The organism is Salinicoccus carnicancri Crm, assembly GCF_000330705.1.
Lineage (GTDB): Bacteria > Bacillota > Bacilli > Staphylococcales > Salinicoccaceae > Salinicoccus > Salinicoccus carnicancri.
On the sequence record NZ_ANAM01000003.1, the window covers coordinates 110,940 to 135,938 of the forward strand.

The following is a 24,999-nucleotide window of genomic DNA, read 5'->3' on the forward strand; positions in this document are numbered from 1 at the left end:
ATGCAATTAGAAATTATAAAAAACATGGGGATTCGCTGGACATTGTACCGTATCCAATACGAAATCAAGAAGAAATTTGGATACCTGGAAAGAGCTTATAAACCTATTGATTTAGAGGATATCGATATTGGTGCAAAAATAGATAAAGAATTAGTAAGTAGTACCTTAAAAGCTAATTTATCAAATTTGAATACCTCATTCTCAATCAATGAATTTGATAAATTAGCTTTGCTTGAAAGAGCTGATAATATTCTTGAATCGAAATTCTATTATTTCAATGATGAAAAATTCGAATTTAGAGGGTGGAACTACTCTCCCAAAACTGAAAAATTTGCACCCTCCAAACTTCATTGGAGTAAGATTTCTGATTTTAATAGTGATTTTGGAGATATCAAATGGATATGGGAATTGAGTCGATTTACTTTTGCATATGATCTCACCAGAGCATATCTATATACAAAAAACGATATATATGTAGAAAAATTCTGGCAACTATTCGAAGATTTTATACAAAAAAACCCACTCGAAATTGGTGTCAATTATAAATGCAGTCAGGAAATGTCATTCAGAACTAATGCGTGGGTTTTTGCGCTATATCACTTTGTGGACCACCCGGCTACAACTGATGACAGGCTTATAACGCTGCTGAAATGTATTTCTCATTATGCTAATCACATTTATAAACATATCAACTTTGCAGTGGAAGCTGTGAAGAATAACCACAGTATTTCAGAAGCAACGACCCTTACAGTATTAGGTAATACATTTGACTTTTTGCCCTCCAGTAAAAAACTCTATAAAAAAGGTATTAAAGTGCTTGAAAGAGAAATCGGCTGGCAGGTCAAAAAAGATGGGACCTTCATACAACATTCGCACAATTACCATCGTTTAGTTCTACAAAATATATCATGGTATATAGCAAGCACACAAAGTTTAAATAAAAGACTGTCTTCAATAGTAAGAGATAGAGCACAACTTTCCCTCAATTATTTTATGGATGTAATTTCAGAGTCTGGAGAAGTTCCGAATTACGGCATGAATGATGGATCGTATATAATGCCGTTGACAGAAAGAGAGTATGGTGATTATCGACCAGTACTGCAATGCTTAAATTACCAACTGAATAAAGACCTTCTATTTAATGATGATTCTGTTAATGAGATACTCTATTTACTAAACCCGGCCAATATGGACGAAAAACATTCTGTATGTAAAACAACAGATGATAAATCATTAATTGTAAATGAATATGGTGGGTATCATATATTAAGAAAAGGCAATTTTAAAGTATTTATAAAATCCAAGACCTATAAAGAAAGACCTGTGCAGGCGGATATGAACCACGTAGAAATATGGTATGGAAATCAGTGTATTTTCGGTGATGCCGGAACTTATAGTTACAATGATGAAGAAAAAGTATTGAACTATTTCAATGGGACATTCTCTCATAATACAGTATTAATCAATGATAGCAATCAAATGACTAAAGGCAGCCGATTCATTTGGTTTAACTGGTCAGAGTCAAAAACCCCGAAAGTAACACATCAAAATAATAAATCATCAATTGAAGTAGAGCTTTCTAATTATAAGGAGTATCGTCACATCAGAACTCTGACTCTTTATGAAGATAAGCTGGTTATAGACGATGAGATAGTTAATGAAGCTGAATCGGATACTGATATTAAAGTACAATGGTTAACTGAGTTGAAGGCTATCATCAAAGGTAATGCGGTAAGATTGGATTATGACAATTGGAGCTTGGATATAGTTGGTGATACTGAATCTGTAATTGATCTATATTCTGGTGATGAGGAAAACTTTAGAGGGTGGATGTCGTCAACATATGGTGAAATACATCCAGCCAATCAAATTGTTTATCATACCAAGTCAGACAGAAAAAATATAAAAGTTAAAAGTATACTTTCCAAAGGATGAAAAGTAAAATGCACATGCTTTTAGTACACCAATTCTTTTTAAATCAAAATGGATCGGGAGGTTCACGCTTCAACCAGTTTGTGAAATATTGGGAAGAACAGGGACATACAATTACTGTTCTTGCAGGCACCGTAAACTATACGACGGGCATGAAAGACTCAAAATACAAAGGTAAATTTATAACTGAGGAGAGGATTTCGCCTTCAGTTAAAGTGTTGAGATGTCATGTTTCAGAAGGTTATAACAAAAACTTCATAGGACGCCTTTTTGGTTACTTCTCATTCAATTTGTCATCAACATTTGCTTTATTTAAAGTGAAAAAAGCAGACGTAATCGTAGTGACATCCCCACCATTATTTGTGGGTATAACAGGTATAATTGCGAAAACACTGAAAAGAAAACCATTAATTTTTGAAGTCAGGGATCTTTGGCCTGAGTCTGCAATAGATACAGGTATACTTACAAGCAGACCAATTATTCAATTGGCTTACCTGATTGAAAAATTTTCTTACAAAGCTGCTGATAGAATTAATGTGCTTACACCAGCATTCAAGAATAAATTAGTGGTTGATAAAGAAGTGTCAGAGGATAAAATAATATATATTCCTAATGGGGCAGATAGTGATATTTTCATACCAAAAGAAGACGTAGGTTGGGTGAGGGAAAAATATCAGTTAAAAGATAAGTTCATAATCACATATATGGGCGCTCATGGTTTAGCAAATAATCTCATTAGTCTTTTAAAAGCAGCCAAAAAGATCAAAAATATAGACCAGGATGTTCACTTCATGCTGATCGGTGACGGTATGAAAAAGAAAGAACTAGTTGAATATGCGAATCAGCATGGACTAGATAATGTTACTTTTATTGACGCGCAACCTAAAGAATCGATGCCTGATTTTTGTAATACTTCAAACTTATGTACGGCAATATTACAGGACAATGATACATTTAAAACAGTATATCCAAATAAAGTATTTGATTATATGTCGTGTAAAAAGCCCATTTTACTTGGAATTGATGGTATCGCTCGAGACCTTGTTGAAAAAAATGATGCCGGTATATATGTGAGTCCCAATAATACTGATGAAATGGTAGATACAATTTTAAGTTTAAAAGGAAATCGAAAAAGATTAAACGAGATGGGTATCAATGGTTATAATTTTGTCGTGGAGAATTTTGAACGAAAGACTCTCGCTAAAAAGTACATTAGCCACATGGAGGAACTAGTCAATGATAAAAAGAATGTTTGATTTATCTACTTCTTCAATAGGTGTTGCTGTTGTTACTCCTATAATTGTTGGAACTGCAGTAGTCGTTAAGAAAAAGCTTGGTTCTCCTGTTCTCTTTAAGCAAGTAAGACCCGGTCTTCATGGCAAACCATTTGAATTGTACAAATTTAGAACGATGACCGATAAAAAGGATGAGAATGGTGAGTTATTACCTGATTCTGTTCGTCTGACTGAAACAGGTAAGTTTATCCGCAAATACAGTTTAGATGAACTGCCTCAATTAATTAATGTTGTGAAAGGCGATATAAGTCTGGTTGGCCCTCGGCCATTGCTTAAGGAATATATGGACTTATATGATGAGAGACAAATGAAGAGACATGATGTCAAGCCGGGAATTACCGGCTGGGCACAGGTCAACGGCCGCAATGCTATTTCGTGGGAAGAAAAGTTTGAACTGGATGTGTGGTATGTTGAGAACCAATCTTTTCTTTTGGATATGAAAATACTCTATATGACTCTTATGAAGGTTATAAAGAGTGAGGATATTAATCAATCCGGTCAGGCGACCATGGAAAAATTCACAGGTTCGAAGAAAGTGGAATCATTATGACTGAAATTGTATTGATAGGCAATGGTGGTCATAGTAAGGTTATTCAAGCGATGATTGAACGTACTGATGAGTATGTGTTGCGAGGCATATTGGATGACTCGATAGAAAAATACACTGAAACAAATGGTGTTTTTTATGATAATAGCAATACCATTGAAGACTACAAAGGGAATTATTCTTTTGTGGTTGCTATTGGAGATAATGAAACGAGAAAAAATGTTATTGAAAAGAGTACACTTACAGATAATGATTTTGTATCTGTACTGGACACTACCTCAATCATTTCTCCAGATGTTCAAATAGGTGTTGGCACAGTGATTATGCCTGGAGCAGTTGTAAATCCAGGGGCTAAAATTGGTAAACATTCGATTATCAATACACGCGCGGTGGTGGAACATGATAATACAATTGATGATTTTGTTCATATATCACCGGGTGCAACTTTAGCAGGTACTGTAACTGTTAAGGAAGCAACACATGTCGGTGCCGGTTCGACTGTCATACCTAATACAACCATACATCAAAATACTGTTATTGGAGCAGGTTCAGTAGTAACCCACGATATACAGCATAATTCTGTTGTAGTAGGAGTGCCGGCAAAAGTTATTAAAAGGAGATCATAGTTATGGAAAATCAAAGAATCTTTTTGTCATCCCCTCACATGGGTGGAACTGAAGAGAAATATGTAAAAGAGGCATTTGATACTAACTGGATTGCTCCTTTGGGTAATAATGTGAATGAATTTGAGAATCAGGTGAAAGAGTTCACTGGTACTAAAGCTGCCTGTGCATTATCAAGTGGGACAGGCGGTATACATATTGCGTTGGATCTTTTAGGTGTCGGGCAGGCTGATTTCGTATTCTGTTCTTCTCTAACATTCATAGCCAGTGCGAATCCGATCCTTTACCTTGGTGCTGAACCAGTTTTCATAGATTCTGATCTGGATAGCTGGAATATGTCGCCCGTTGCTTTGAAAAAGGCATTTGAAGATTATACGTCCAAGGGCCAACTGCCGAAGGCTGTCGTTATTGTGAATCTCTACGGCCAATCTGCCAAAATGGATGAGCTGATGGCCATTTGTGATGAATACGGTGTAGCTGTGGTCGAAGATGCTGCAGAATCTCTTGGATCCAGATACAAAGGAAAGATGAGTGGCACTTTCGGCAAATTTGGAATTTATTCGTTTAATGGTAACAAGATCATCACTACATCCGGCGGTGGGATGATTGTCTCCGACGATGAAGAAATGATTCAAAAGGCTTTGAAGAAGGCAACTCAGTCCAGGGACCAGGCTGTTCATTACCAGCACAGTGAAGTTGGCTATAACTACCGTCTGAGCAATATCAGTGCCGGCATAGGAAGAGGTCAGATGGAAGTGCTTGCGCAGAGAGTGGAGCAGAAGCGCGCAATATTCGATCGATACGTTGAAGCCCTGGATGATATTGCCGGAATCGGATTTATGCCTGAGATGAAAGACACATTCCATAACCGTTGGTTATCTACGCTGACGGTTGATTCAGAAAAATTTGGAGTAACAGCAGCTGAAATCGTCGATCATCTTGCAAAGTTCAATATCGAAGCAAGGCCGGTGTGGAAACCGATGCACATGCAGCCGTTGTTTGCGGACTGTGATTACTACAGTGAAGATAGGGATAATTCCGGATATTTGTTTGAAACAGGTGTTTGTCTGCCGTCGGATACGAAAATGACAGAACAAGAACAGAGGTATGTGACCAAGAAAATAGAAGAGCTATGCAAAACCGTATAGTTACTCGAATATGAGTGTCGGAAATGAATCCTTTAGCAACACATCAGCCTTATTATGGGACTGATGTGTTTTTATTTGATGAGAAATTCCGATAATGGTAAAGTATATAATTCACATTAAAAATATTTGAATATTCAAAAATCTATTGCATATTTATGAACTCTTGTTATAATGATATAAACACAACTCAAATGTAATAATATACCTTAAATTACTAAAGTAACTATGATGGAAAATTGAAGGGGGCGCGGCCATGCGGGAGTCTGTCAATCTTGAGAAAGCATTGGAGATTTTAAAGAAGAACATGACTTCGATCATCGTTTGGGCTCTTGCGGTAGGTATTATCGCTGCTCTGATCACGTTTTTCCTCATTCCTCCACGCTATCAGGCACAGACTCAGATCCTGGTGAGTGAATCGGAAGAAACGGAGAACATGAACGACCGGGACATTGAAACGAGTCTGCAACTGATTGGAACATACAGTGACATACTTCAGAGTCCGATTGTTTTGGAAAATGTGATCAGCAACCTTGAATTGGACAGTTCTTTTTCAAGTCTTTCCGAACAGGTGGCTGTCACCAATCAGGAGCAGTCCCAGGTGCTGAGTGTTACGGTTACGGATGAGAGTATGGAAGAGGCTCAGCGTATTGTTGATGAGATTGTGCGTGTGTTCCAGGAGCAGGTGACGACTATCATGAATGTCGACAATGTTTCCATCCTTTCACCTTCGAATTTGGAAGCGGATACAAAACCTATTTCCCCGAATCCTCTGATAAACATTACAGTGGGGATTGCGGTTGGGCTGATACTGGGACTGGTTCTGGCCTTTTCGATGGATTACTTTGATAAGTCCGTAAGGGACGAAGAGGATGTGGAAAGATACCTTGATATGCCTGTGGTCGGGTCCATAGCAAGGATGGATGAATAAGGGGAGGTCATGGATATGAAGGGCAGGAAGATGAACACCGGAGCTAGCGGGCCGAGGAATACCATTGTTGCAACGAAGCCGCAGTCTCCTGTCAGCGAGCAGTTCCGGACGATCCGGACCAACATCATGTACTCGAGCGTCGATAAGCCGATACGGTCGGTACTTTTCACATCCGCTGTGGCAGGTGCGGGAAAATCGACAATCGCATCGAATGTGGCCATCGCCTATGCCCAGGCGGGTAAAAAGACACTGCTGTTGGACGGGGATCTGAGACGTCCGACGTGTCACTATACATTTAGATCAGGCAATCAGACGGGCCTTTCGACTGCGGCTGTGAAAGATATGCCTGTTGAGGAACTGGTGGAAGAGACGGAATTCGACATGCTCGATCTGATCACTTCAGGACCCATTCCGCCGAATCCGTCGGAACTGCTGTCGTCGAGGAAACTGTCGCAGTTCATAGAAACGCTCAAGTTCCAATATGAAATGATCATCATGGATTCACCGCCTTTATTATCAGTGACGGATGCGCAGATTCTGAGCAAAAGTGCGGACGGTGTCATACTTATAACGGATGTTGAGAACAACAACCGGAATCATCTGCTGGAGGCGAAGGATCTCCTGAACAAGGCAGATGCGAACATCATCGGTCTCGTCCTCAACAACCGGGATGCAAAATACCGGTCGAAAGACGATTACTATTACCATCAGGCGTCACATGACGGCTGATTAATATACAGGAAGAAGTTTCAACTTCCAAAATCATGTGCATACGAAGGGCTCAATCATGACAGCATGCAGGGATTGAGGGTGAACAGTGCATGTGGAATTATGCAGATCCATATAAAAAGAGAAGCATCTGTATGATTTTATAAAATTTCTCATTTCTATCACGACAGGGGTGCCGTGACGGGGGTGACAGAGGGGAGATGACGACCGAGAAAACAACCGGACCAGCTGCATACGCGTAAGGGTGTTTCAGGAAGTGTAAGTAAAACATGAATTTACTGGAAGTGTGCGGAGGGCGGCTCTGTCTGGAGAGGTCAAGGCGGAATCGTCCGGGAAAACCAGGAAGAAGCTTTACGGGTGCATTTAAAACCAAATAAGGGTCATCGGAAAGAAGAGGATAATATGGGTGCGAGGAAACGCTATTTTTTCTTTCTCTTAGTCGATTCATTAATCGTCACTTTCTCGGTGTTCATCGGCTACTACATTCTCATGCCGTTCTTTGCAGAGTATCCGCTCACTGTACTCGGGGTCACAGCGGCGGTGCTGCTCATCAACCATCATCTGTTTGCCTATATTTTCAACCTGTATCACCGGGCGTGGGAATATGCGAGTGTCAGGGAACTGATTTCAATTACGCAGGCTGTTTCGGCATCTATGCTCACGACCACCATACTGACCTATCTGCTGTTCAATATGACATTCATGCGTCTGATGCTCGTTACATGGATGATGCATATGATATTCATCGGCGGCTCACGGCTGTTCTGGAAGCTGCTCTACCATCAGCTGAACGGCAGGCGGTCGCACAGCCCGAAGATGATACGGACATTGATCTTCGGCGCAGGCAAAGGCGGTTCGATCCTGATCAAGCAGATGCTGGATAATCCGGCAATGGGGATGAACCCGGTAGTTGTCATCGATGACAATCCGGCCAAGCAGAACATGGAAATTGCAGGCGGAGTGAAAGTCGAGGGACAGCGCGAAGACGTGGAACGGATGGTCAACAAGTACGGCATCAAAAAGATTGTCATCGCGATTCCATCTTTGAGCAAGAAAGAACTTAAGAAGATCCATGCCGTCGCCAACATGGACGGAGTGGACGTTCTGATCATGCCGAATATCGAAGACATACTGTCCGGACGGCTGGAAGTCAATATGCTCAAACGGGTCGAAGTCGAGGATCTGCTCGGCCGTGAGCCGGTGGAACTCGATATTGAAGGCATTGAAGAACAGGTTGCTGACAAGACGATACTCGTCACCGGAGCCGGCGGCAGCATAGGTTCCGAAATCGTCCGGCAGATTGCGAAATTCCAGCCGAGGAAGATACTGCTGCTCGGACATGGGGAAAACAGCATCTACACGATTTTGGAAGAGGTGCTGGACAATAAGAATGACAACATCAGCTATGTGCCGATCATCGCCGATGTGCAGAACAGGAAGCGCATGTTCAAAGTATTCGAGAAGTACCGCCCGGATATCGTCTACCATGCAGCGGCGCATAAACATGTACCGATGATGGAGTACAATCCGCAGGAAGCAGTGAAGAATAACGTGATCGGTACAAAGAACACTGCAGAAGCTGCGTGTCACTTCAAAGCGAAGAAATTCGTCATGATATCAACGGACAAGGCGGTCAATCCACCGAATGTCATGGGCGCCACGAAACGGATGGCTGAAATGATCGTGCAGGCACTGGATAAGGGGTGCGAAGAGACGACACTCGTCGCAGTAAGATTCGGCAACGTTCTGGGAAGCCGGGGATCGGTTGTGCCCAAGTTCAAAAAACAGATACAGCTGGGCGGGCCGGTCACAGTAACAGATCCGAGGATGACAAGATACTTCATGACGATTCCGGAAGCCTCACGGCTTGTCATACAGGCGGGCACACTGGCAGAAGGCGGGGAAGTGTTCGTCCTTGATATGGGGGAACCGGTGAAGATCGTCGATCTGGCCAAAAATATGATCCGTCTGTGCGGATTCAGTGAGGAAGACATCGGCATAGAATTCGTCGGCATACGCCCCGGGGAAAAACTTTACGAAGAGTTGTTGAAAAAAGAGGAAATACACCCGGAACAAGTTTACGAAAAAATATACCGGGGCAGGGTATCTGAATCATCACTCAGCATCATCGAGTCTCATATCAGAACATTCCTGTCGATTGACGAGAACGAATTGAAAGAGAGCATACTCAGATTCATCGGTCAGGAAAATGTGAAACAGCCGGAACTGTTAAAAGAGAAAGTGGGCTGATCAAAGGCGTGCAGTGCTGTAGAACTCTTGGTCGGGTGCATTACAGCAACTGTTCATGAATATTGTCCAATTAAGGGAGTACGATACAAGCTGCAAATTGTGAAAGATATTTCCACGCAACAGAATGAGCGACTGTTTACAGGTCTGTGTGTCCTGGAATATCAAGGAGGAGATGGTGTGAGGTCTGACAGTTACAGAAAGACAGTGACAGCAGGGGTGTTGAAGGCTGTGAATTCCGTGTATCTGGTCAAGATACTGGCCGGTGAATACTACAATATCTTCCGCAAAAGGCATCTGTACAGGAATGTCAGGATCAGCGAAAGTGAGGAAGCGGAGATACAGGATATGTGGGCGAAACACTACGGCAGGCGGATTTCTACGCGTTGGCATCGTCTGTATCAGAGCTATTCGGGGAGGTTCAATGTGAAGTACTTTCCGGAGATGCTATTCACCACGAAACTTGAGAGGAAGCTGAACAACAGGGAAATCGGCCGGATGATCAGCGACAAGAGTTTTCTCGCGATGTACTACAGGGACATCGAGGGTGTCAGGCTGCCTGACACGTATCTCATCAACAACAGCGGGGTCTTCTATACGAGCGACAGGAAGATCATCTCGAAGGAAAAAGCGCATGCGGCGCTTGAAAACATCGGGGCGGCCGTCTTCAAGCCGACGCTCGATTCGAGCTCGGGGGATTCGGTGGCGCTGTATGATCTGCGGCATGGTGCCGACCGGCGCACGGGCCGTACCCTTGCTGAAGTGCTTGATTCCTACGGCGGGGATTTCATCGTACAGGAGAAGATCATTCCGAGTGGGAGCCTGAAGGCGCTTTACGACGGATCGGTCAATACTCTCAGGGTGATCACCTATCTTGTCGGGGACAGGGTGTTCCATGCCCCGATCACGCTCAGCATGGGCCGTGGCGGCAGCCATGTCGATAATATACAGGCCGGCGGCATATCGGTCGCTGTGTCAGACGACGGGGAGCTCGGCAGCGAGGGGCTGACGTTTTTCGGGGAAGCACACAGATTTCATCCGGATACAGGGACTTTATTTGCGAACCACACGCTTCCCAATATTGGCAAGTTGATCCGGGTGGCATGCGAGATGCATGAGAAGACACCGCATATGAGGATGGTTTCGTGGGATTTCACGCTGGATGAGAATGATGATATTGTTCTTCTGGAGTTCAACATCTTCGGACAGTCTGTCTGGTTTCCGCAGATGGTCAGTGGAAGGGCGGTATTCGGAGAACATACGGAACAGATGATCAGGATGATGCGGCAGGGCTGAATTTTCGGGGGAAGGGCAGGGTGCATTGGATGAAGAAGATACTTGTTACAGGAAGTGCCGGTTTCATCGGTTCCCATCTATCGGGAAGACTGCTGGATGCAGGGGACACGGTCACCGGCATCGATAATCTGAACGACTATTATGATGTGGGTCTGAAAAGGGACCGGCTGGAGAAGATGCTTCAGAACAGGGTGGAGAATCATGAAGTGGATATGGCGGATACGGACAGGGTCATGGCAATCTTCCGCGACGCCCGTCCGGATATCGTCATCAATCTGGCGGCCCAGGCGGGGGTCAGGTACAGCCTGGATAACCCGCATGCCTATATCACAAGCAACATCAACGGTTTCACCAACATACTGGAAGGGTGCAGGCATTACGGTGTGGAGCAGCTCATCTATGCGTCATCGAGTTCGGTATACGGGGCGAATACGGTCAAGCCTTTCTCGACAACGGACAACATCGACCATCCGCTCAGCCTGTATGCTGCGACCAAAAAGGCGAATGAGCTGATGGCACACACTTACAGCCACCTGTACGGGCTGCCGACGACGGGACTCAGATTCTTCACCGTTTACGGGCCGTGGGGCAGGCCGGACATGGCGCTGTTCAAATTTACAAAGGCGATACTTGCGGATATGCCGATCGATGTGTACAACAACGGCAATATGCTCAGGGATTTCACGTATGTGGATGATATCGTGGAGTCGATTGTGCGGCTCGTGAAAATTATGCCGCAGCCGGATCCCGCTTGGTCGGGGGACAGGCCCAATCCCGCAACGAGCAGTGCGCCGTACAGGATATACAACATCGGCAACAACGCACCGGTCAGGCTGATGGCGTTCATCGAGGCGATAGAGAACAGGCTTGGCAAGACGGCTCAAAAGAACTACATGCCGCTTCAGCCGGGGGATGTGCCGGAAACATATGCCGATGTCGGGGACCTGCATGCCGCCACCGGTTTCAGGCCGGCGACAGATATACAGGACGGGATCGACCGCTTCATCGACTGGTACATGGACTACTATCAGAAAGGGATAACCGCCCGCGAACGGGCCATATGAGTGCCGGGCGTACCGGCATATCCATGAAATGGGTGATGCACATGAACAGGAAAGTTGGAGTTGTCGGCCTCGGTTACGTCGGGCTTCCTGTTGCGGTCGCTTTCGGCAGGATCGGCAGGGTCATCGCATTTGATATCAATGACCGCCGCATTGAAGAGCTGAAGGGCGGCCATGACCGGACCAATGAAGTGGATGGGACGGATCTGGGGCAGTCGGACATCGAATTCACTACTGACAGGGAGGCGCTGCGCGCAGCGGATTTCATCATCGTTTCGGTGCCGACGCCGATCAATGAACACAACCAGCCGGACCTCGCGCCGCTGACGGGGGCGAGTGAGACTGTCGGCTCTGTGCTCAGGGAAGGGGGGATCGTCGTCTTCGAATCGACGGTCTATCCGGGGGCTACAGAAGAGGTCTGCATACCGGTACTGGAGAAGTTTTCGGGGCTTGATGCGGGTGTTGATTTCCATGTCGGCTATTCACCGGAGCGCATCAACCCCGGGGACAGGGAGCATACGTTTGAAAAGATCACGAAAGTTGTCAGCGGGCAGACGCAGGAAGTGACGGACATCATCGCGGAAGTATACGGGGCGGTCGTCAAGGCCGGTGTGTACAAAGCGGAGAGCATACAGGTCGCAGAAGCTGCGAAGGTCATCGAAAACATACAGAGGGATGTCAATATCGCGCTGATGAACGAACTGGCTGTCATTTTCAACAAGGTGGGGATCAGTACACGGGACGTGCTGGCGGCAGCCGGGACGAAATGGAATTTCCTGAAGTTTTCACCGGGTCTCGTCGGCGGACACTGCATCGGCGTCGATCCGTATTACCTGACCCATAAGGCACAGGCGGTGGGGCACCATCCGGAAGTGATCCTTGCCGGCAGGCGCATCAATGACAACATATGCAGACATATCATTTCATCGATGGTAAAAACGATGCTCTGCAAGGGACTTGCGGTCCAGGGGGCCACCATCAACATGCTGGGACTGACATTCAAGGAGAATACCCCGGACCTCAGGAACACCAAAGTCATCAATCTCATCGAAGAACTCCGGGAGTTCGGCTTCGGCATTGCGGTGCATGATCCGGTGGCGGATCCCGGGGAAGCGGAACGTCTCTACGGAATCGCCCTGAAAGAGAAAGAGGGGCTTGTGGAGACGAACGTCATGATGTTTGCGGTGTGCCATGATGAATACCGGGAAAACAGGCGGGAATATCTGGAATATTTGAGTGATGACGGCCTGGTGATTGACATCAAGGGCATCATCGGCGAGGAAGACCTGAGGGCCAGACAGACAGTGTGGCGCCTCTAGGGGGACGGGATATGAAGAACAAGATACTGCATGTCGCTTCGACCCTGCTGTTTTCATTCAACCAGTGGATACAGGTCATTCTCATCACAAGACTGATCGGACTGTATGAAATGGGGCTGTTCTCCTATTTCCTGGCGATTGTGGCACCGCTTGTACTGTTCAGCAGGTTCTCGTTTTCCGATCTCGTACCGACACAGCGGAAGTACAGTTACGGATATACGATATTTGCAAGGTTCAGGGGCATTTTGAACTATGTCTTCCTGCTGTCAATGGCGGGATTTGCCCTCGTGATGGATTTCAAGCCGTACGAGATGGCCTGCCTGATGCTGTTCAGCCTGTTCAAATTTTACGAGACGAAAGAGGAGTTCATCTACACGGAGAATATCGCGGAGGCGAACATCCGCTTCCTGGCGCATTCGAAGATCATCAAGAGCGTCGTGACAATCGTCTGCTTCACACTAGCTGTGGTATTCACCCGTTCCCTGATGGCGGCGATCATCAGCCTTCTGGCGGCACAGGTGCTCGTCTATTATTCATATGACAGGCGGTTCACCTCCTATGACCATCATATGGCGAAGCTGTTCGGAAGGATGCATTTCAAGCACATCTTCTGGCTGGGGATCGGCCTGTCGCTCGTCGGCCTGCTGTCGTCGCTGAATGCGAACGTGCCGCGGTATTTCATCGAACATTACCACAGTGTCGAGGACCTCGGCATATACGCGACGATCATGTATTTTGCAGCGATCGCCTCTAACATCGTCATCACAGTCAACCAGAGCTACATCGCCGAACTGGCTCAGGCTGCGCGGCAGAGTTTCAGGAAATTCTATGGCGAATTCTTCAGAATGATGGGCATCTACCTGGCGGCGATCGTGCTCGGGAACGCCGTTTTGATACTGTACGGCAATGACATCCTCGTGTTCGTCTACGGGGAGGCATTTCACGGGCATCAGACGGACATGGTCCTGCTCGGGGTTTTCATCAGCCTGATCGTGTTCGAGAAATCATTCGAAATGGCACTCAATGTTTTCAACCTGTACAACATACAGGTGACGCTGCAGACGGTGAACCTGATACTCACAGTGGCCCTGTCCGCGCTGCTGATTGTACCTTACGGCATCAGGGGCGGTTTCATCGTCGCTGTCATCACCGCGGCAGCCATCGTCCTGTCGCAGGTTTCAACGCTTCTGCTCACAAGGAAATACTAAGTCCGAATTCTGGAGGTGGCCAATGCTGCTCATTTGGGGTGTTACTCTAATCTACCTGTTCCTCGGTTTTGTGATGAACCATTACTACATCCCGGACAGTACGTATCTGACAGTGACATTCATATGCATCACGTCCATCCTGCTGCTGTTGGTCCTCCTTGTGGACTGCCCGGAATTTTTCCTTGTCATATTCATGAGTTTCACCGTGCGGGTCATCCTGATGCTCGTTGATCTGTACGGGAGGGATATATTCGAAATCCCGCACAGCGGGGATGATACGGAGAACTTCTACCGGACGGGCATCATGGTATCCGAGAACCTGTCCATGCTGGGCGAATCGGTCTACGGGGGAGTGTATTCCCATCTGCTCGGCATACTGTTCAACATTTACGGGGATGACAGGCTGTTTGCGCAATACCTCAACATCCTGATCGCGATGACGGCCATCCTGATCGTCATAAGGATATTCCGGATGCTGGATATTCCGCACCGCGTCCAGCTGATACTCGTGCTCGCAATGGGGTTCTTCCCGCATTCACTGATCTTCTCAGGGATTCTGCTCCGGGAATCGATCATTTCACTGATGGTGGTCATGTCGCTCTACTGCTTCATCAGATGGTTCAGGGATAAAGAGCGGGCCGGTGCAGTCCTGAGTGTCGTACTGGTGCTGCTCGGGGCATCGTTCCATTCGGCGATCATCGGCATGCTGCTCGGCTATCTGTTCGGATTCATATTCTACCGGCATGACGAGAGAGCATTCCGGTTCACCCTGGAATCGGTCGTGCCCTTCAGCATTTTCGCACTGATACTGACCTATATCCTGGTGTTCCCGAGCATCGTGTCCGGGCTGCCGATATTCAACAAGGTGGATCAGGTGCTGAACAACAACGACAACATCTATGAAGCGTTCACATCAGCGCGGGGGGACACGGCCTACCTGAGCGGGCTCGAGGTCGACAACCTCTTCCAGGTGATCCTGTTCGCACCGGTCAAGGTCGTCTATTTCATCGCATCACCGATGCCGTGGAGCATCAGGAATTTCAATGATCTGATCAGCTTCTTCCTGGACGGGGTGTTCTACCTGTTCTCCCTCACCATATTCATCAGGAACATCGACGTCATCAGGAAGCGTCCGATACTCGCCATACTGCTGATCAGCATCCTCGCCGGCTGGCTGATATTCGGACTCGGCATATCGAATGCCGGAACGGCGCTCCGGCACCGCTTCAAATTTTTCTACATGGTCATTGTGGCACTCGGCACCGCCTTCTCCGACAGGGACGGGCGGGTCTGATGTCCATTGGCAGATGCCTGGGGTGCATGCATTAAAATAACAGGGTTTGGAGTTGTCGCCTATGCAAAGGAAAATGATCCAGGGGGTCACTTCTTCACTGAGTGTCCTTTTCATCAGAGAGCAGGTGCAGTTCATAGAAAAGAATGGCTATGATATCACAGTGGTCTGCAACAAGGATTTTGAAACTTCATATGATGGCATGACGGTCGAGCACATACCCTTCGAGCGCGAAATCAGTCCGCTCCGGGACTTGAAGGTGCTGTACATTCTGTACAGGTACCTGAAGCGGGAGGATCCGGACATCATCAACTTCAGCACACCGAAAGCCGGACTGCTCGGCATGATTGCCGGCCGGCTCGCAGGTGTCACGACACGGATCTACATCCAGCGGGGGCTGCGTCTTGAGACGGCACGGGGGCTTAGGAGGATCATTCTCCATGCGGCTGAGAAGACGGCGTGCACGCTCAGCACCCATGTGATTGTCGTGTCCGACAGCCTGGAAAGTGAGATGATCGCGCGGAAGCTGCTTGCACGCGACAAGGTCGTCAGGATCGGCAAAGGGAGCAGCAACGGGATCGATACAAAGAAATACGATCCGGCTGCTGTCGATAAAGGCCGGCTGGAGGAACTGCGCGGAGAGACAGGGCTTAAACGCCGGGATTTCGTCATCGGTTACGTCGGCAGGCTGACACGGGATAAGGGCATCAATGAACTGGTCGGGGCATTCATCGCCCTCGATGATTCATACGCGAACCTGAAGCTTCTGCTGGTCGGTGAGTTCGAAGAGAGCGACCCTGTCGAGGCGGAGACTATCCGGCATATCCGGACGCATGATGGCATCATCCACCGCCCCTATACGAAAGAGGTGGAATGCTACTACAGCCTGATGGACCTGTTCGCACTGCCGACATACCGGGAGGGGTTCAGCAACGTCAGCATGGAGGCACAGGCCATGGGCGTACCGGTCGTCGTCTTCGACTCGACAGGTGCCCGCGACACGATCGAAGACGGGCGGACCGGCATCGTCACCGCCAGCAACGATGCGACAGGGCTCGCAGACGCCCTGGACACGCTGATCCTGGATGATGTGCGCCGGGAGCGGATGGCAGGGAACACCCGGCAATTCATCGTCGACAACTTTGACAGAAGATTGATGCAGGCAAAGCTTTTGGACTTCTATAACACGCTTTCGGAACAGGATGATCACAATGCTGAAAAAAATGATGAGTACATCGGCACATAATCTCTACTACAGGTCGCCGGTGTTCATGCAGCACGCGTTCACCAGTGCCTACGGTTTTAAAAAGCGGCGGGAGAGGTACAACGATCATTACCACGAAGCCTTCCGGAGATATGTCAGGGGGGACGCCGGCGGGAGGGGGCAGCTGATCCGTCTGATGCGCCACCTCAAGGAGAATATCGGTGCATACAGGGATATAGACGTGGATGAGGATGCCATAATGGAAAGTTTCCGGGCCCTGCCGATGACGGTGAAGGAAGACCTCCGTAACGCGCTCGACGACCGGTCGCATAAGGAAGGGAAGCTCCATGTTTCAAGGACAGGCGGGACGACGGGATACAACCTGGCGGTGTTCGAGTCCGAGGCGGACTGGGCGGTCCGCATGGCCTACCTGGATTATATAAAATACAGGCAGGGCATCGAACCGTTCTCTAAGCGCGCATCTTTCACCGGGCGGGAAATTACACCGGCAGACCACAGGAATATACTGTGGCGGTACAACCTGGCCATGAACCAGGCGCTTTACGCCGCAAATCAAATGACACCGGGGAATGTGAAGCATGTATATGGGAACATGAGGTCGTTCAGGCCGGCTTCGATCGACGGGCTGCCTTCCTCCATCCATATGGTGGCAAAACATATGCTGTCGAACGGGCTCCGGGCGGACTGGGATGTGAAGGCGGTTTTTCCGACGGCAGAAATACTGCTGCCGCATGCAAAGAAGGATATCGAAGACGCCTTCGATACCGTCGTCATCGACCAGTATGCAAGTTCCGAAGGGGCGCCGTTTCTGTATGGAAGCACCGATGACGGGTATACGATCGGTCATGCGACGGGGCTGTTCGAGTTCGAGCGGCGGGGGGAGAACCGGTATGAAATGATCGTTACGAGCTTCCTGAATTATGCCACGCCGCTTGTCCGCTACAGGATCGGTGACGAAGTCGAGATCCATTCGGACCGGGAGTATTTGAACTCATATGAAGATGATATCGACATCCGGCGGATTTACGGCCGCCGCATGGATTATCTCATCGGGCAGGACGGCAGGAAGGTCATGAACATCATACTGGCCTGGATTGTCGATGGCTTCGAAGAGAAGGTCGTCCAGTGCCAGATCATCCAGAAAGAGAAAGAGGAGTTTCTGGTGAATATGGTGGTCGAGGATGACTATGATGATTACGCGGATGAATTGGTGATCCGCGGGCGGCTGGAACGTCAGCTGGGTCCGGATAACCGCTATGTGTTCAATTATGTGGATTTCATCCCCAAGGAGAAGAACGGCAAGGTACGCTTCATCATCAATGAGCTTGAGCAGAAGGCAGGGGCCGGCAGCACGGTGCAGTTTGGATGATACTCAAATAGTTTGTGCAGGTTTTGAATGCTGTCATCTGTGCTCAGGGCAATTACGGCTGATGGCCGGCTGGGTCCGACTTTACATCAGTCCAGGAGATAAGGTGATCTGAATGCTGAAAGAACTGATAGGTGCCTCGACACACAATATCTACTATAAGTCACCGATATTTTTGCAGCACGCGTTTACGAGTGTTTACGGCTATAAACTGAAGCGGGAGCGGTACAACCATCTCTACCGGGAAGCCCTTGCACGCTACGTGGGCGGGGAATTCGACAAAAGGGAGAAACTGATCGATTTCATGCATCATCTGAAAAGGAACATCGGGGCATATGCCGGTATCGGGATTGATGAGACGGACATTCTCGGAAGTTTCCTGAAGCTGCCGATGACGACGAAAAATGACCTCAGGTATGAACTTGAAGCGCGCTCGTGCAGGCAAGGGCAGATCCGGTTTTCAGGGACGAGCGGCACGACGGGCGAGAGCCTTGCTGTATACGATTCGGAATATGACCGGGCAGCCAGGATGGCCTATCTCGATTATATAAAATTCCAAAACGGTGTACGGCCGTTTGCCAAACGTGCCTCTTTCACCGGCCAGGATCTGACGCCGCCCGATCATAAGAATATACTCTGGCGCTACAATCTGCCGATGAACCAGATGCTCTATGCCGCAAACCATATGACACAGGACAATATCGGCTATGTGTACGGTAATATGGCACGCTTCAAACCTGAGGCACTGGACGGCTTCCCGTCCGCCATCCACATGGTGGCGAAATATGTGCTGAACCAGCGCCTCAGGGTGAACTGGGAAGTGAAGGCGGTATTCCCGACTTCGGAGATCCTGCTGCCGCATGTAAAGGCGGATATAGAGAAAGCCTTCGGAGCAAGGGTCATCGACCAGTATGCCAGTGGTGAAGGTGCGCCTTTCATATATTCGGGGAGGGATGGTGTCTACAGACTGGGCCATGAAACCGGGCTCTTCGAGTTCAGGAGGATCGACCACCACCTGTATGAGATGATCGTGACCAGCTTCATCAACTATGCCACGCCGCTGGTGCGGTACCGGATCAACGATCAGGTTGAAATCGATTCCGATCAGGAGTATATGAATTCCTACGCGGATGATATAAAGATAAGCAGGATATTCGGCAGAAGGTCGGATTACCTGATCGGCAGCAGCGGCAACAGGGTGACGAGCGTCGGCATCGCCCGGGCGGTGGAGGGCATTGAGGATACGGTGGCTGCATTCCAGTTCATACAGAAAGACCTGGGGCAGTTCATCGTCAACCTGGTGGTGGAACCGGGCTATGGCGTGAGGGAAGAGCGGATCTTCAAGGAGCGGGTCGTGCGCCGGCTGGGTGCCGGCTGCCGGTACCAGTACAACTATATGGACCGGATACCGAAAGACAAGAACGGCAAGGCCCGCTTCATCATCAATGAAATGAGTGGTGTGAAGTGAGTGGATTACATGGAGGTGTCCAGATGAAAAGGGTATTCGATGTTTCGGCCGCCCTGGCCATGCTCGTCCTCCTGTCCCCCCTGATGGCGGCTGTCGCTGTCATGATAAAGATGAAGATGGGCAGTCCGGTGGTGTTCAGGCAGAGGCGTCCGGGGTACAAGGGGGTGCCGTTTAACCTCCATAAATTCAGGACGATGACAGACGGCCGGGATGAGGATGGTGAACTGCTGCCCGATGCCGACCGGCTCACGGACCTTGGCATCATGCTCCGCAAATACAGCCTGGATGAACTCCCGCAGCTGATCAATGTCCTGAGGGGCGAGCTCAGCCTTGTCGGCCCCAGGCCTCTATTGACCCAGTACATGACACTTTACAGCAGGCGCCAGATGAAGCGCCATGACGTGCGTCCGGGCATCACGGGATGGGCGCAGGTCAACGGACGCAACAGTCTGCCGTGGGAAGAGAAATTCGAGATGGATGTTTGGTACGTGGAAAACCGGTCATGGTGGCTCGATATGAAGATACTTGCCATGACAGCGGGGAAAGTGCTGAAAAGCGAGGGCATCAGCCAGGAAGGAGAGAGTACGGCCCGGGCATTCACCGGGAACAGTGGGAACGATTGAAGTGGACTCCGCCGCCGGCTTTGTCGGGAAGCAGGCGGCGCATATGGAAAATCCAATTAAGGGAAGGGGTGGCTGGATGTGTCTCAGCGGAGGATCCAAAGGATATCACCTCACAGTAAAGAGAGAATGCATGCAGATCTTTTTGGAATGACGTCCTGTTTTGATAGAGAGAATGATTCCCGTTATGATGCGGCTTGTGAAGCACATAAACCAGTCAGAAATATGTTCATAGAGCAGATCCAGAGGATTCCTTCCCGAAGTGCACGGGTGCCTGAGGGGAAATTGAGAGTCTTTGGAATCCAACGGAGGACTTGCTATGAACAAAGATATCTATTTTACCAGGGAATATGCAGAGGCGAACGAACTGATCGAAGGCGGGAAATCGATATTCTATGAATTGCGGAGCAGACATGGCCACATCACTCTCACGGCGATAAAAAGAGAGATAGGGACACTGGTGGACGGCGAGCGCTACTATGATCTGACCACGCCGTATGGCTACGGCGGTCCAATCGTCCACGAGTGCACGAATCCGCGTCAGCTGATGGCGGAATTCCGGGAATGCTTCACGAGGTTTGCGCGGGACAGCAATATCGTGTCGGAATTTGTGAGGTTCAATCCGCTATTCCAGAACCAGGAGCCGTTCAGGGGGCTGTATGATATCAGTCATATCAGGAACACGGTGGGGACGGACCTCGGATGTTCGGAAGATATCTTCCAGACGGAATTCTGCAGTACCGCAAGGCGGAAGGTCAGGAAACTGCTCAGGAATGAAAAGGTTTCATGTGAGCTGAAGCGGGGGTTTGACGACATAGAGGAATTTATCGACATATACAATGAAACGATGTCACGGCTCCATGCATCGGGGTTCTATTATTTCGACAGGGAGTACTTTTACGAATTGAAGCGGCAGTTCGGGCATCAGCTGTTCACGACAAGCGTCTATTACGAAGATGAAATCATCGCCATGGGACTCTACTTCATCTCGGGCGACATCATCCACGATCATCTGAACGGCACCAGGAGCAGCTACCTGAACCTGTCTCCGGCCTACCTGCTGAAATATACAGCGATGGACTGGGCGAAGGACAATGGATTCTCCATCATCCATTACGGCGGCGGGGTGTCCAATTCAGAAGACGACTCGGTGCTCAAATTCAAGAGGCGGTTTTCCAATGCAACGGAATTCAAGTTCCACATCGGCAGGAAGATATGGAACCGCGAAGTGTACGACAGACTGTGCCGGATGAATGGTGTGGACCGGGAGACGGAATTCTTCCCGGCATACCGGGCGGACGGCGGACAAAAGAAAAAAGTGGCGGTATAATGTTTATTCCGGAGGTTCCTGTGATGCTTGCCTCCGGAATGAATTTTATGGTGATACATATAAAAGTGAAGGAGTGTCCGGGCCCATGAAAACGAGAATCCTCATTATCGCAATATGCCTCCTGCTGCTGATGCTGGTCATTCTGCTGATCGACAGCTTCAACCACAACTACTCGGATAACCCCGTACAAAGCGACGTCATCGTCATGCTCGGCGGCGATGGCGGGCGCATGGAGAAGACCGCCGACCTGTATAAAGCGGGGTACGCCGACCACGTGCTGATCACACCCGTGGTGGAGACCGAAACACTGTCCCAGAGCACAGCACTCGCCGTAGAATACGGCATCCCCGAAAGCGCCCTGATCAAGGACTACGAAGCAGACAGCACATACACCAATGCCACAATCACCATGGACATCATGGAAGCGCAGGGCTTCCATTCAGCGCTTGTCGTCACCAGTGACTACCATGTGAAGCGGTCGAAATACATCTTTGAGAAATTGAATGACGACCGGTTCGAGTTCAGGTACATCGCCGCATTGTCCACAGACGGTGAACGCTGGTACGAAGGCCCCGGGGCAGCCTACATATGGCGGAGCGAGCTCATCAAGCTGTGGGGCTACAGATTCGGGCTGTACCGGTGGGTCGGGTAGGAAAAATGTCCCCGGTACAAATGGACCGAGGGACATAGTAATGAAGATACTGATGATATTTGTTTAGAAGGGCCCTAAATTAATATTTACCGCAATGATCAGAGCTATACCTCCAATCATGATCCAAATGCCAAGCAAAGGCAGCATGAACTTTAGCCATTTTACCCAGGATACACCAGCAACTGCTATACTGGCCATGAGAATACCTGAGGTGGGAGCAATAGTATTCGTAAAGCCATCTCCCATGTTATATGCCAATACAGCTGTCTGTCTTGTAATGCCAATAATATCAGCTAAGGGTGCCATTATAGGCATTACAATAGCTGCCTGACCACTACCAGATGTAATGATCAGATTAAAAAGCAGATTGAAAAAGTATAAGCCTAAAGCACCGATTATTGTAGGCAATGGTTGAACGATTGTAGAAATCGTATTGACTACTGTATCGAGTATCATACCATTTTCCAGGATCACTACAATAGAACGGGCAAGTCCAACAATCAATGCTGCATATACCATTCCTTGGGCACCTTTTACAAATTCCTGTACGAATTTATTACTATTCATGCGAGAGATTATTGCAGTGCCGATACCTATGATTATGAAAAGAGCTGTCATTTCATTCAGCCCCCAACCTTGCCGAAAAACACCGATTGTATAAATTGTCATGCATATTGCAAAAAATAGTAATATGATTTTTCTTAATGATGTAAATTTGAGTTTCTCAATTTGCTCACTATCGTCACTATTATCAACGTTTGCAAATCTCTCATCCCCCATGATACTTTTAGAAGGATTCTTCTCAATTTTTCTAATGTAAAGGATGATATAAATAATACTGCTTGTTAAAATCATGAGGTAGATAATAAAGCGGTACCATAAAGCACTGAAGACTGGCAGTCCCGCAATCTCCTGACCGAAACCTGTAGTTATGGGATCAAGACCAGCCACAGTGTAGCCAGAGTAAGCACCTAAATATACAATTGCGACTCCAACAATGGCATCAAGTTTGAATGCTTTTGCAACGATGACCCCTACAGGAATAAAAGCTATGACAGCCGTGTGTAGGACCCCTAAAAATCCAGCTATGGAAAACACAGTAGCCATTGAAATGACAAGCACTAATTTTTTGCTTCTGGTTTTATTAATAAGGCTCATTATTCCTGCATCAACTGCACCTGTAGCATTAATAACGGCAAAAGAGCCTCCAATGATAAGGACTAGGAAGATAATACTGGCAGCAGCCATCATACCTTCCTGGATAGATAGAAAAAATCCCATGAAGCCAATAGGATCCGATTCAATATTGGTGAAGCTGTCAGGAATGACGGTTGGTACTAGTCCCTCTTCTTTTCTCTCAAAAGATCCAGCAGGGACCAAATAGGTTGCTATGGCTGCCAATATCAACATTATAAATAATATGATATATGAATCAGGCATTTTAGACTTTGACTTTCCAGCTATCTCCTTAGACATTTTTGACATTGTATCCTCCCCTTGTGTTTGATGTTAAATGATAAGTGACTCAAAATCCCTTGGGTAATAAGTGATCATTTCCATCCCGGATTCAGTAACAACAATCGTATCCGAATGTCTGAAGGCGCCTAGTCCATCTATATATAGCCCTGGTTCAACTGAGAAGACCATGCCTGGTTCCAATACTGTATGATCTCCGAGGTCAAAAAATGGCGCTTCATGATTAAGTAACCCCATATTGTGGCCTGTATGATGTCTGGAGAGTTCTTCCAATCCGTTGTCTTTAAAGTATGCTTGTACTTCTATCTCAATTTTTGATGCTTCGACTCCTGGTTTAATTGTCCTGAAAGCCACTTCCTGAGCTTCATACATATATCTGAAGTATTGTTCTTGCCTAGAATCTGCTTCTTCTATGAACATGGTCCGTTCTAATTCACTTTTGTACCCCCATACATCGCAGGCGGCTTGTGATACGACATTAAATCCTTTCTTTAATTCAGCATTCTGGTTTTGAGAATGGGGAAATGCGGAATGTGGGCCAATCTGTCCTCTATAGAATGCATGTGCAGGATTACCGTAAGGTTTATATCCTTCTCCTAAAGTTTTGAACATGGCCTGAGTAGCTTCCATGGTAGCATGGCCTTCTATTTCCATTTCTCTTGAACCGGCTTTGGAGTGCTCCACCAACAATTGATGAGCTAAATTTCCCCATCTCGCAGATTCTTTTATCAATTCAATTTCATTTTCAGATTTTATATACCTCTGTTTTTCAACCCAACCTTTAATATCGATGCTTTTTTTAAACTCCAACAAATCCGTGATGGCAGCACCATTGTATCCTTTAGGCGAACTGTATCCCTGCGCATCTAATCCTACTGTTGTATTGTTTAGTTTATATGTTTTTAAAATATTCCGGAGAACTATCATTGGATGGATTTCGCCGGGGTATTCAGGGTAACTATGCACATGATCTATCGTGGCATAGGTTATCGCATGTGAATGCTCCAATGAAGGTACAAATAAATGTGTTTCATTTTGAGGGTCTATAAAAAAGGCAATAGGACGTTCAGAAGGTCTGAACATAAAATTCGTTAAATAAAAGATGTCAGTAGTGCTGAATAATATGCAACCCTCTATGCCATTGCTAGACAATCTGCTTTTAAATACAGATTGTCTTTCAATTATTTCTTTGTGCGGAATCTGTAATATCATAAAATCAACCTTTCTAAATATTCTAT

At 47.5% G+C, this 24,999-nt stretch carries 21 protein-coding genes; 19 read left to right on the forward strand and 2 right to left on the reverse strand.

The genetic code is table 11. The annotated features are described in order from the left end of the window. From C792_RS14250 to C792_RS0104075, 19 genes are all read left to right on the forward strand, one after another. On the forward strand, positions 1-1,935 hold the full coding sequence (locus tag C792_RS14250; protein WP_017548153.1) for an alginate lyase family protein: 1,935 nt from the start codon (positions 1-3) through the stop codon (positions 1,933-1,935). An 8-nt stretch (positions 1,936-1,943) separates the two neighbouring features. Next, positions 1,944-3,188 carry a glycosyltransferase family 4 protein gene (locus tag C792_RS0103980; RefSeq protein ID WP_017548154.1) on the forward strand — a complete coding sequence of 415 codons (1,245 nt, stop codon included), beginning with the start codon at positions 1,944-1,946 and terminating at the stop codon, positions 3,186-3,188. Beyond that, complete coding sequence (locus tag C792_RS0103985) at positions 3,169-3,777, forward strand: sugar transferase (RefSeq protein WP_017548155.1); 609 nt, start codon at positions 3,169-3,171, stop codon at positions 3,775-3,777. The genes C792_RS0103980 and C792_RS0103985 overlap by 20 nt, the downstream gene beginning before the upstream one ends. Beyond that, positions 3,774-4,400: an acetyltransferase gene (locus C792_RS0103990; RefSeq protein ID WP_017548156.1), complete on the forward strand. Its 627-nt coding sequence runs from the start codon at positions 3,774-3,776 to the stop codon at positions 4,398-4,400. Before C792_RS0103985 ends, C792_RS0103990 begins: the two co-directional genes overlap by 4 nt. A gap of 2 nt (positions 4,401-4,402) precedes the next feature. After that, a complete protein-coding gene (locus C792_RS0103995) occupies positions 4,403-5,545 on the forward strand; it encodes a DegT/DnrJ/EryC1/StrS family aminotransferase (protein WP_017548157.1) in 1,143 nt (380 codons plus the stop codon). 253 nt (positions 5,546-5,798) lie between these two features. Further along, positions 5,799-6,473, forward strand: a complete 675-nt coding sequence (locus tag C792_RS0104000; protein ID WP_017548158.1) for a YveK family protein — start codon at positions 5,799-5,801, stop codon at positions 6,471-6,473. 15 nt (positions 6,474-6,488) lie between these two features. Then, on the forward strand, positions 6,489-7,202 hold the full coding sequence (locus C792_RS0104005) for a CpsD/CapB family tyrosine-protein kinase (RefSeq protein ID WP_017548159.1): 714 nt from the start codon (positions 6,489-6,491) through the stop codon (positions 7,200-7,202). A gap of 402 nt (positions 7,203-7,604) precedes the next feature. Beyond that, positions 7,605-9,452 carry a polysaccharide biosynthesis protein gene (locus C792_RS0104010; protein WP_017548160.1) on the forward strand — a complete coding sequence of 616 codons (1,848 nt, stop codon included), beginning with the start codon at positions 7,605-7,607 and terminating at the stop codon, positions 9,450-9,452. Positions 9,453-9,629: 177 nt separating this feature from the next. Next, positions 9,630-10,745, forward strand: coding sequence for a sugar-transfer associated ATP-grasp domain-containing protein (locus tag C792_RS0104015; protein ID WP_017548161.1), 1,116 nt, complete (start codon positions 9,630-9,632; stop codon positions 10,743-10,745). A gap of 29 nt (positions 10,746-10,774) precedes the next feature. Beyond that, positions 10,775-11,809, forward strand: a complete 1,035-nt coding sequence (locus tag C792_RS0104020) for an NAD-dependent epimerase (protein ID WP_017548162.1) — start codon at positions 10,775-10,777, stop codon at positions 11,807-11,809. A 41-nt stretch (positions 11,810-11,850) separates the two neighbouring features. Continuing rightward, a complete protein-coding gene (locus tag C792_RS0104025) occupies positions 11,851-13,125 on the forward strand; it encodes a nucleotide sugar dehydrogenase (protein WP_026090213.1) in 1,275 nt (424 codons plus the stop codon). Positions 13,126-13,136: 11 nt separating this feature from the next. Beyond that, the gene (locus tag C792_RS0104030) at positions 13,137-14,333 is read left to right on the forward strand and encodes a lipopolysaccharide biosynthesis protein (protein ID WP_017548164.1); all 1,197 of its coding nucleotides are present in this window, start codon (positions 13,137-13,139) and stop codon (positions 14,331-14,333) included. Between the two features lie 22 nt (positions 14,334-14,355). Then, positions 14,356-15,627: a hypothetical protein gene (locus C792_RS0104035; RefSeq protein ID WP_017548165.1), complete on the forward strand. Its 1,272-nt coding sequence runs from the start codon at positions 14,356-14,358 to the stop codon at positions 15,625-15,627. Positions 15,628-15,688: 61 nt separating this feature from the next. Further along, positions 15,689-16,870 (forward strand): glycosyltransferase family 4 protein, encoded by a 1,182-nt coding sequence (locus C792_RS0104040; RefSeq protein WP_017548166.1) that lies wholly within the window; start codon positions 15,689-15,691, stop codon positions 16,868-16,870. After that, positions 16,836-18,218 (forward strand): phenylacetate--CoA ligase family protein, encoded by a 1,383-nt coding sequence (locus C792_RS0104045; protein WP_017548167.1) that lies wholly within the window; start codon positions 16,836-16,838, stop codon positions 18,216-18,218. Before C792_RS0104040 ends, C792_RS0104045 begins: the two co-directional genes overlap by 35 nt. 112 nt (positions 18,219-18,330) lie before the next feature. Next, on the forward strand, positions 18,331-19,683 hold the full coding sequence (locus C792_RS0104050) for a phenylacetate--CoA ligase family protein (protein ID WP_017548168.1): 1,353 nt from the start codon (positions 18,331-18,333) through the stop codon (positions 19,681-19,683). Between the two features lie 23 nt (positions 19,684-19,706). Next, positions 19,707-20,306, forward strand: coding sequence for a sugar transferase (locus C792_RS0104055; protein WP_017548169.1), 600 nt, complete (start codon positions 19,707-19,709; stop codon positions 20,304-20,306). Positions 20,307-20,622: 316 nt separating this feature from the next. Continuing rightward, entirely contained in the window at positions 20,623-21,633 is a 1,011-nt protein-coding gene (locus tag C792_RS0104065) for a GNAT family N-acetyltransferase (protein ID WP_017548171.1), read from the forward strand. A gap of 85 nt (positions 21,634-21,718) precedes the next feature. Further along, positions 21,719-22,285: a YdcF family protein gene (locus tag C792_RS0104075; RefSeq protein ID WP_017548173.1), complete on the forward strand. Its 567-nt coding sequence runs from the start codon at positions 21,719-21,721 to the stop codon at positions 22,283-22,285. A gap of 63 nt (positions 22,286-22,348) precedes the next feature. Here the strand turns inward: C792_RS0104075 and C792_RS0104080 are convergent, their stop codons facing one another. After that, on the reverse strand, positions 22,349-23,770 hold the full coding sequence (locus C792_RS0104080) for a YfcC family protein (RefSeq protein ID WP_017548174.1): 1,422 nt from the start codon (positions 23,768-23,770) through the stop codon (positions 22,349-22,351). A gap of 24 nt (positions 23,771-23,794) precedes the next feature. Further along, on the reverse strand, positions 23,795-24,973 hold the full coding sequence (locus tag C792_RS0104085; RefSeq protein ID WP_017548175.1) for a M24 family metallopeptidase: 1,179 nt from the start codon (positions 24,971-24,973) through the stop codon (positions 23,795-23,797). Between the last annotated feature and the right edge of the window lie 26 nt (positions 24,974-24,999).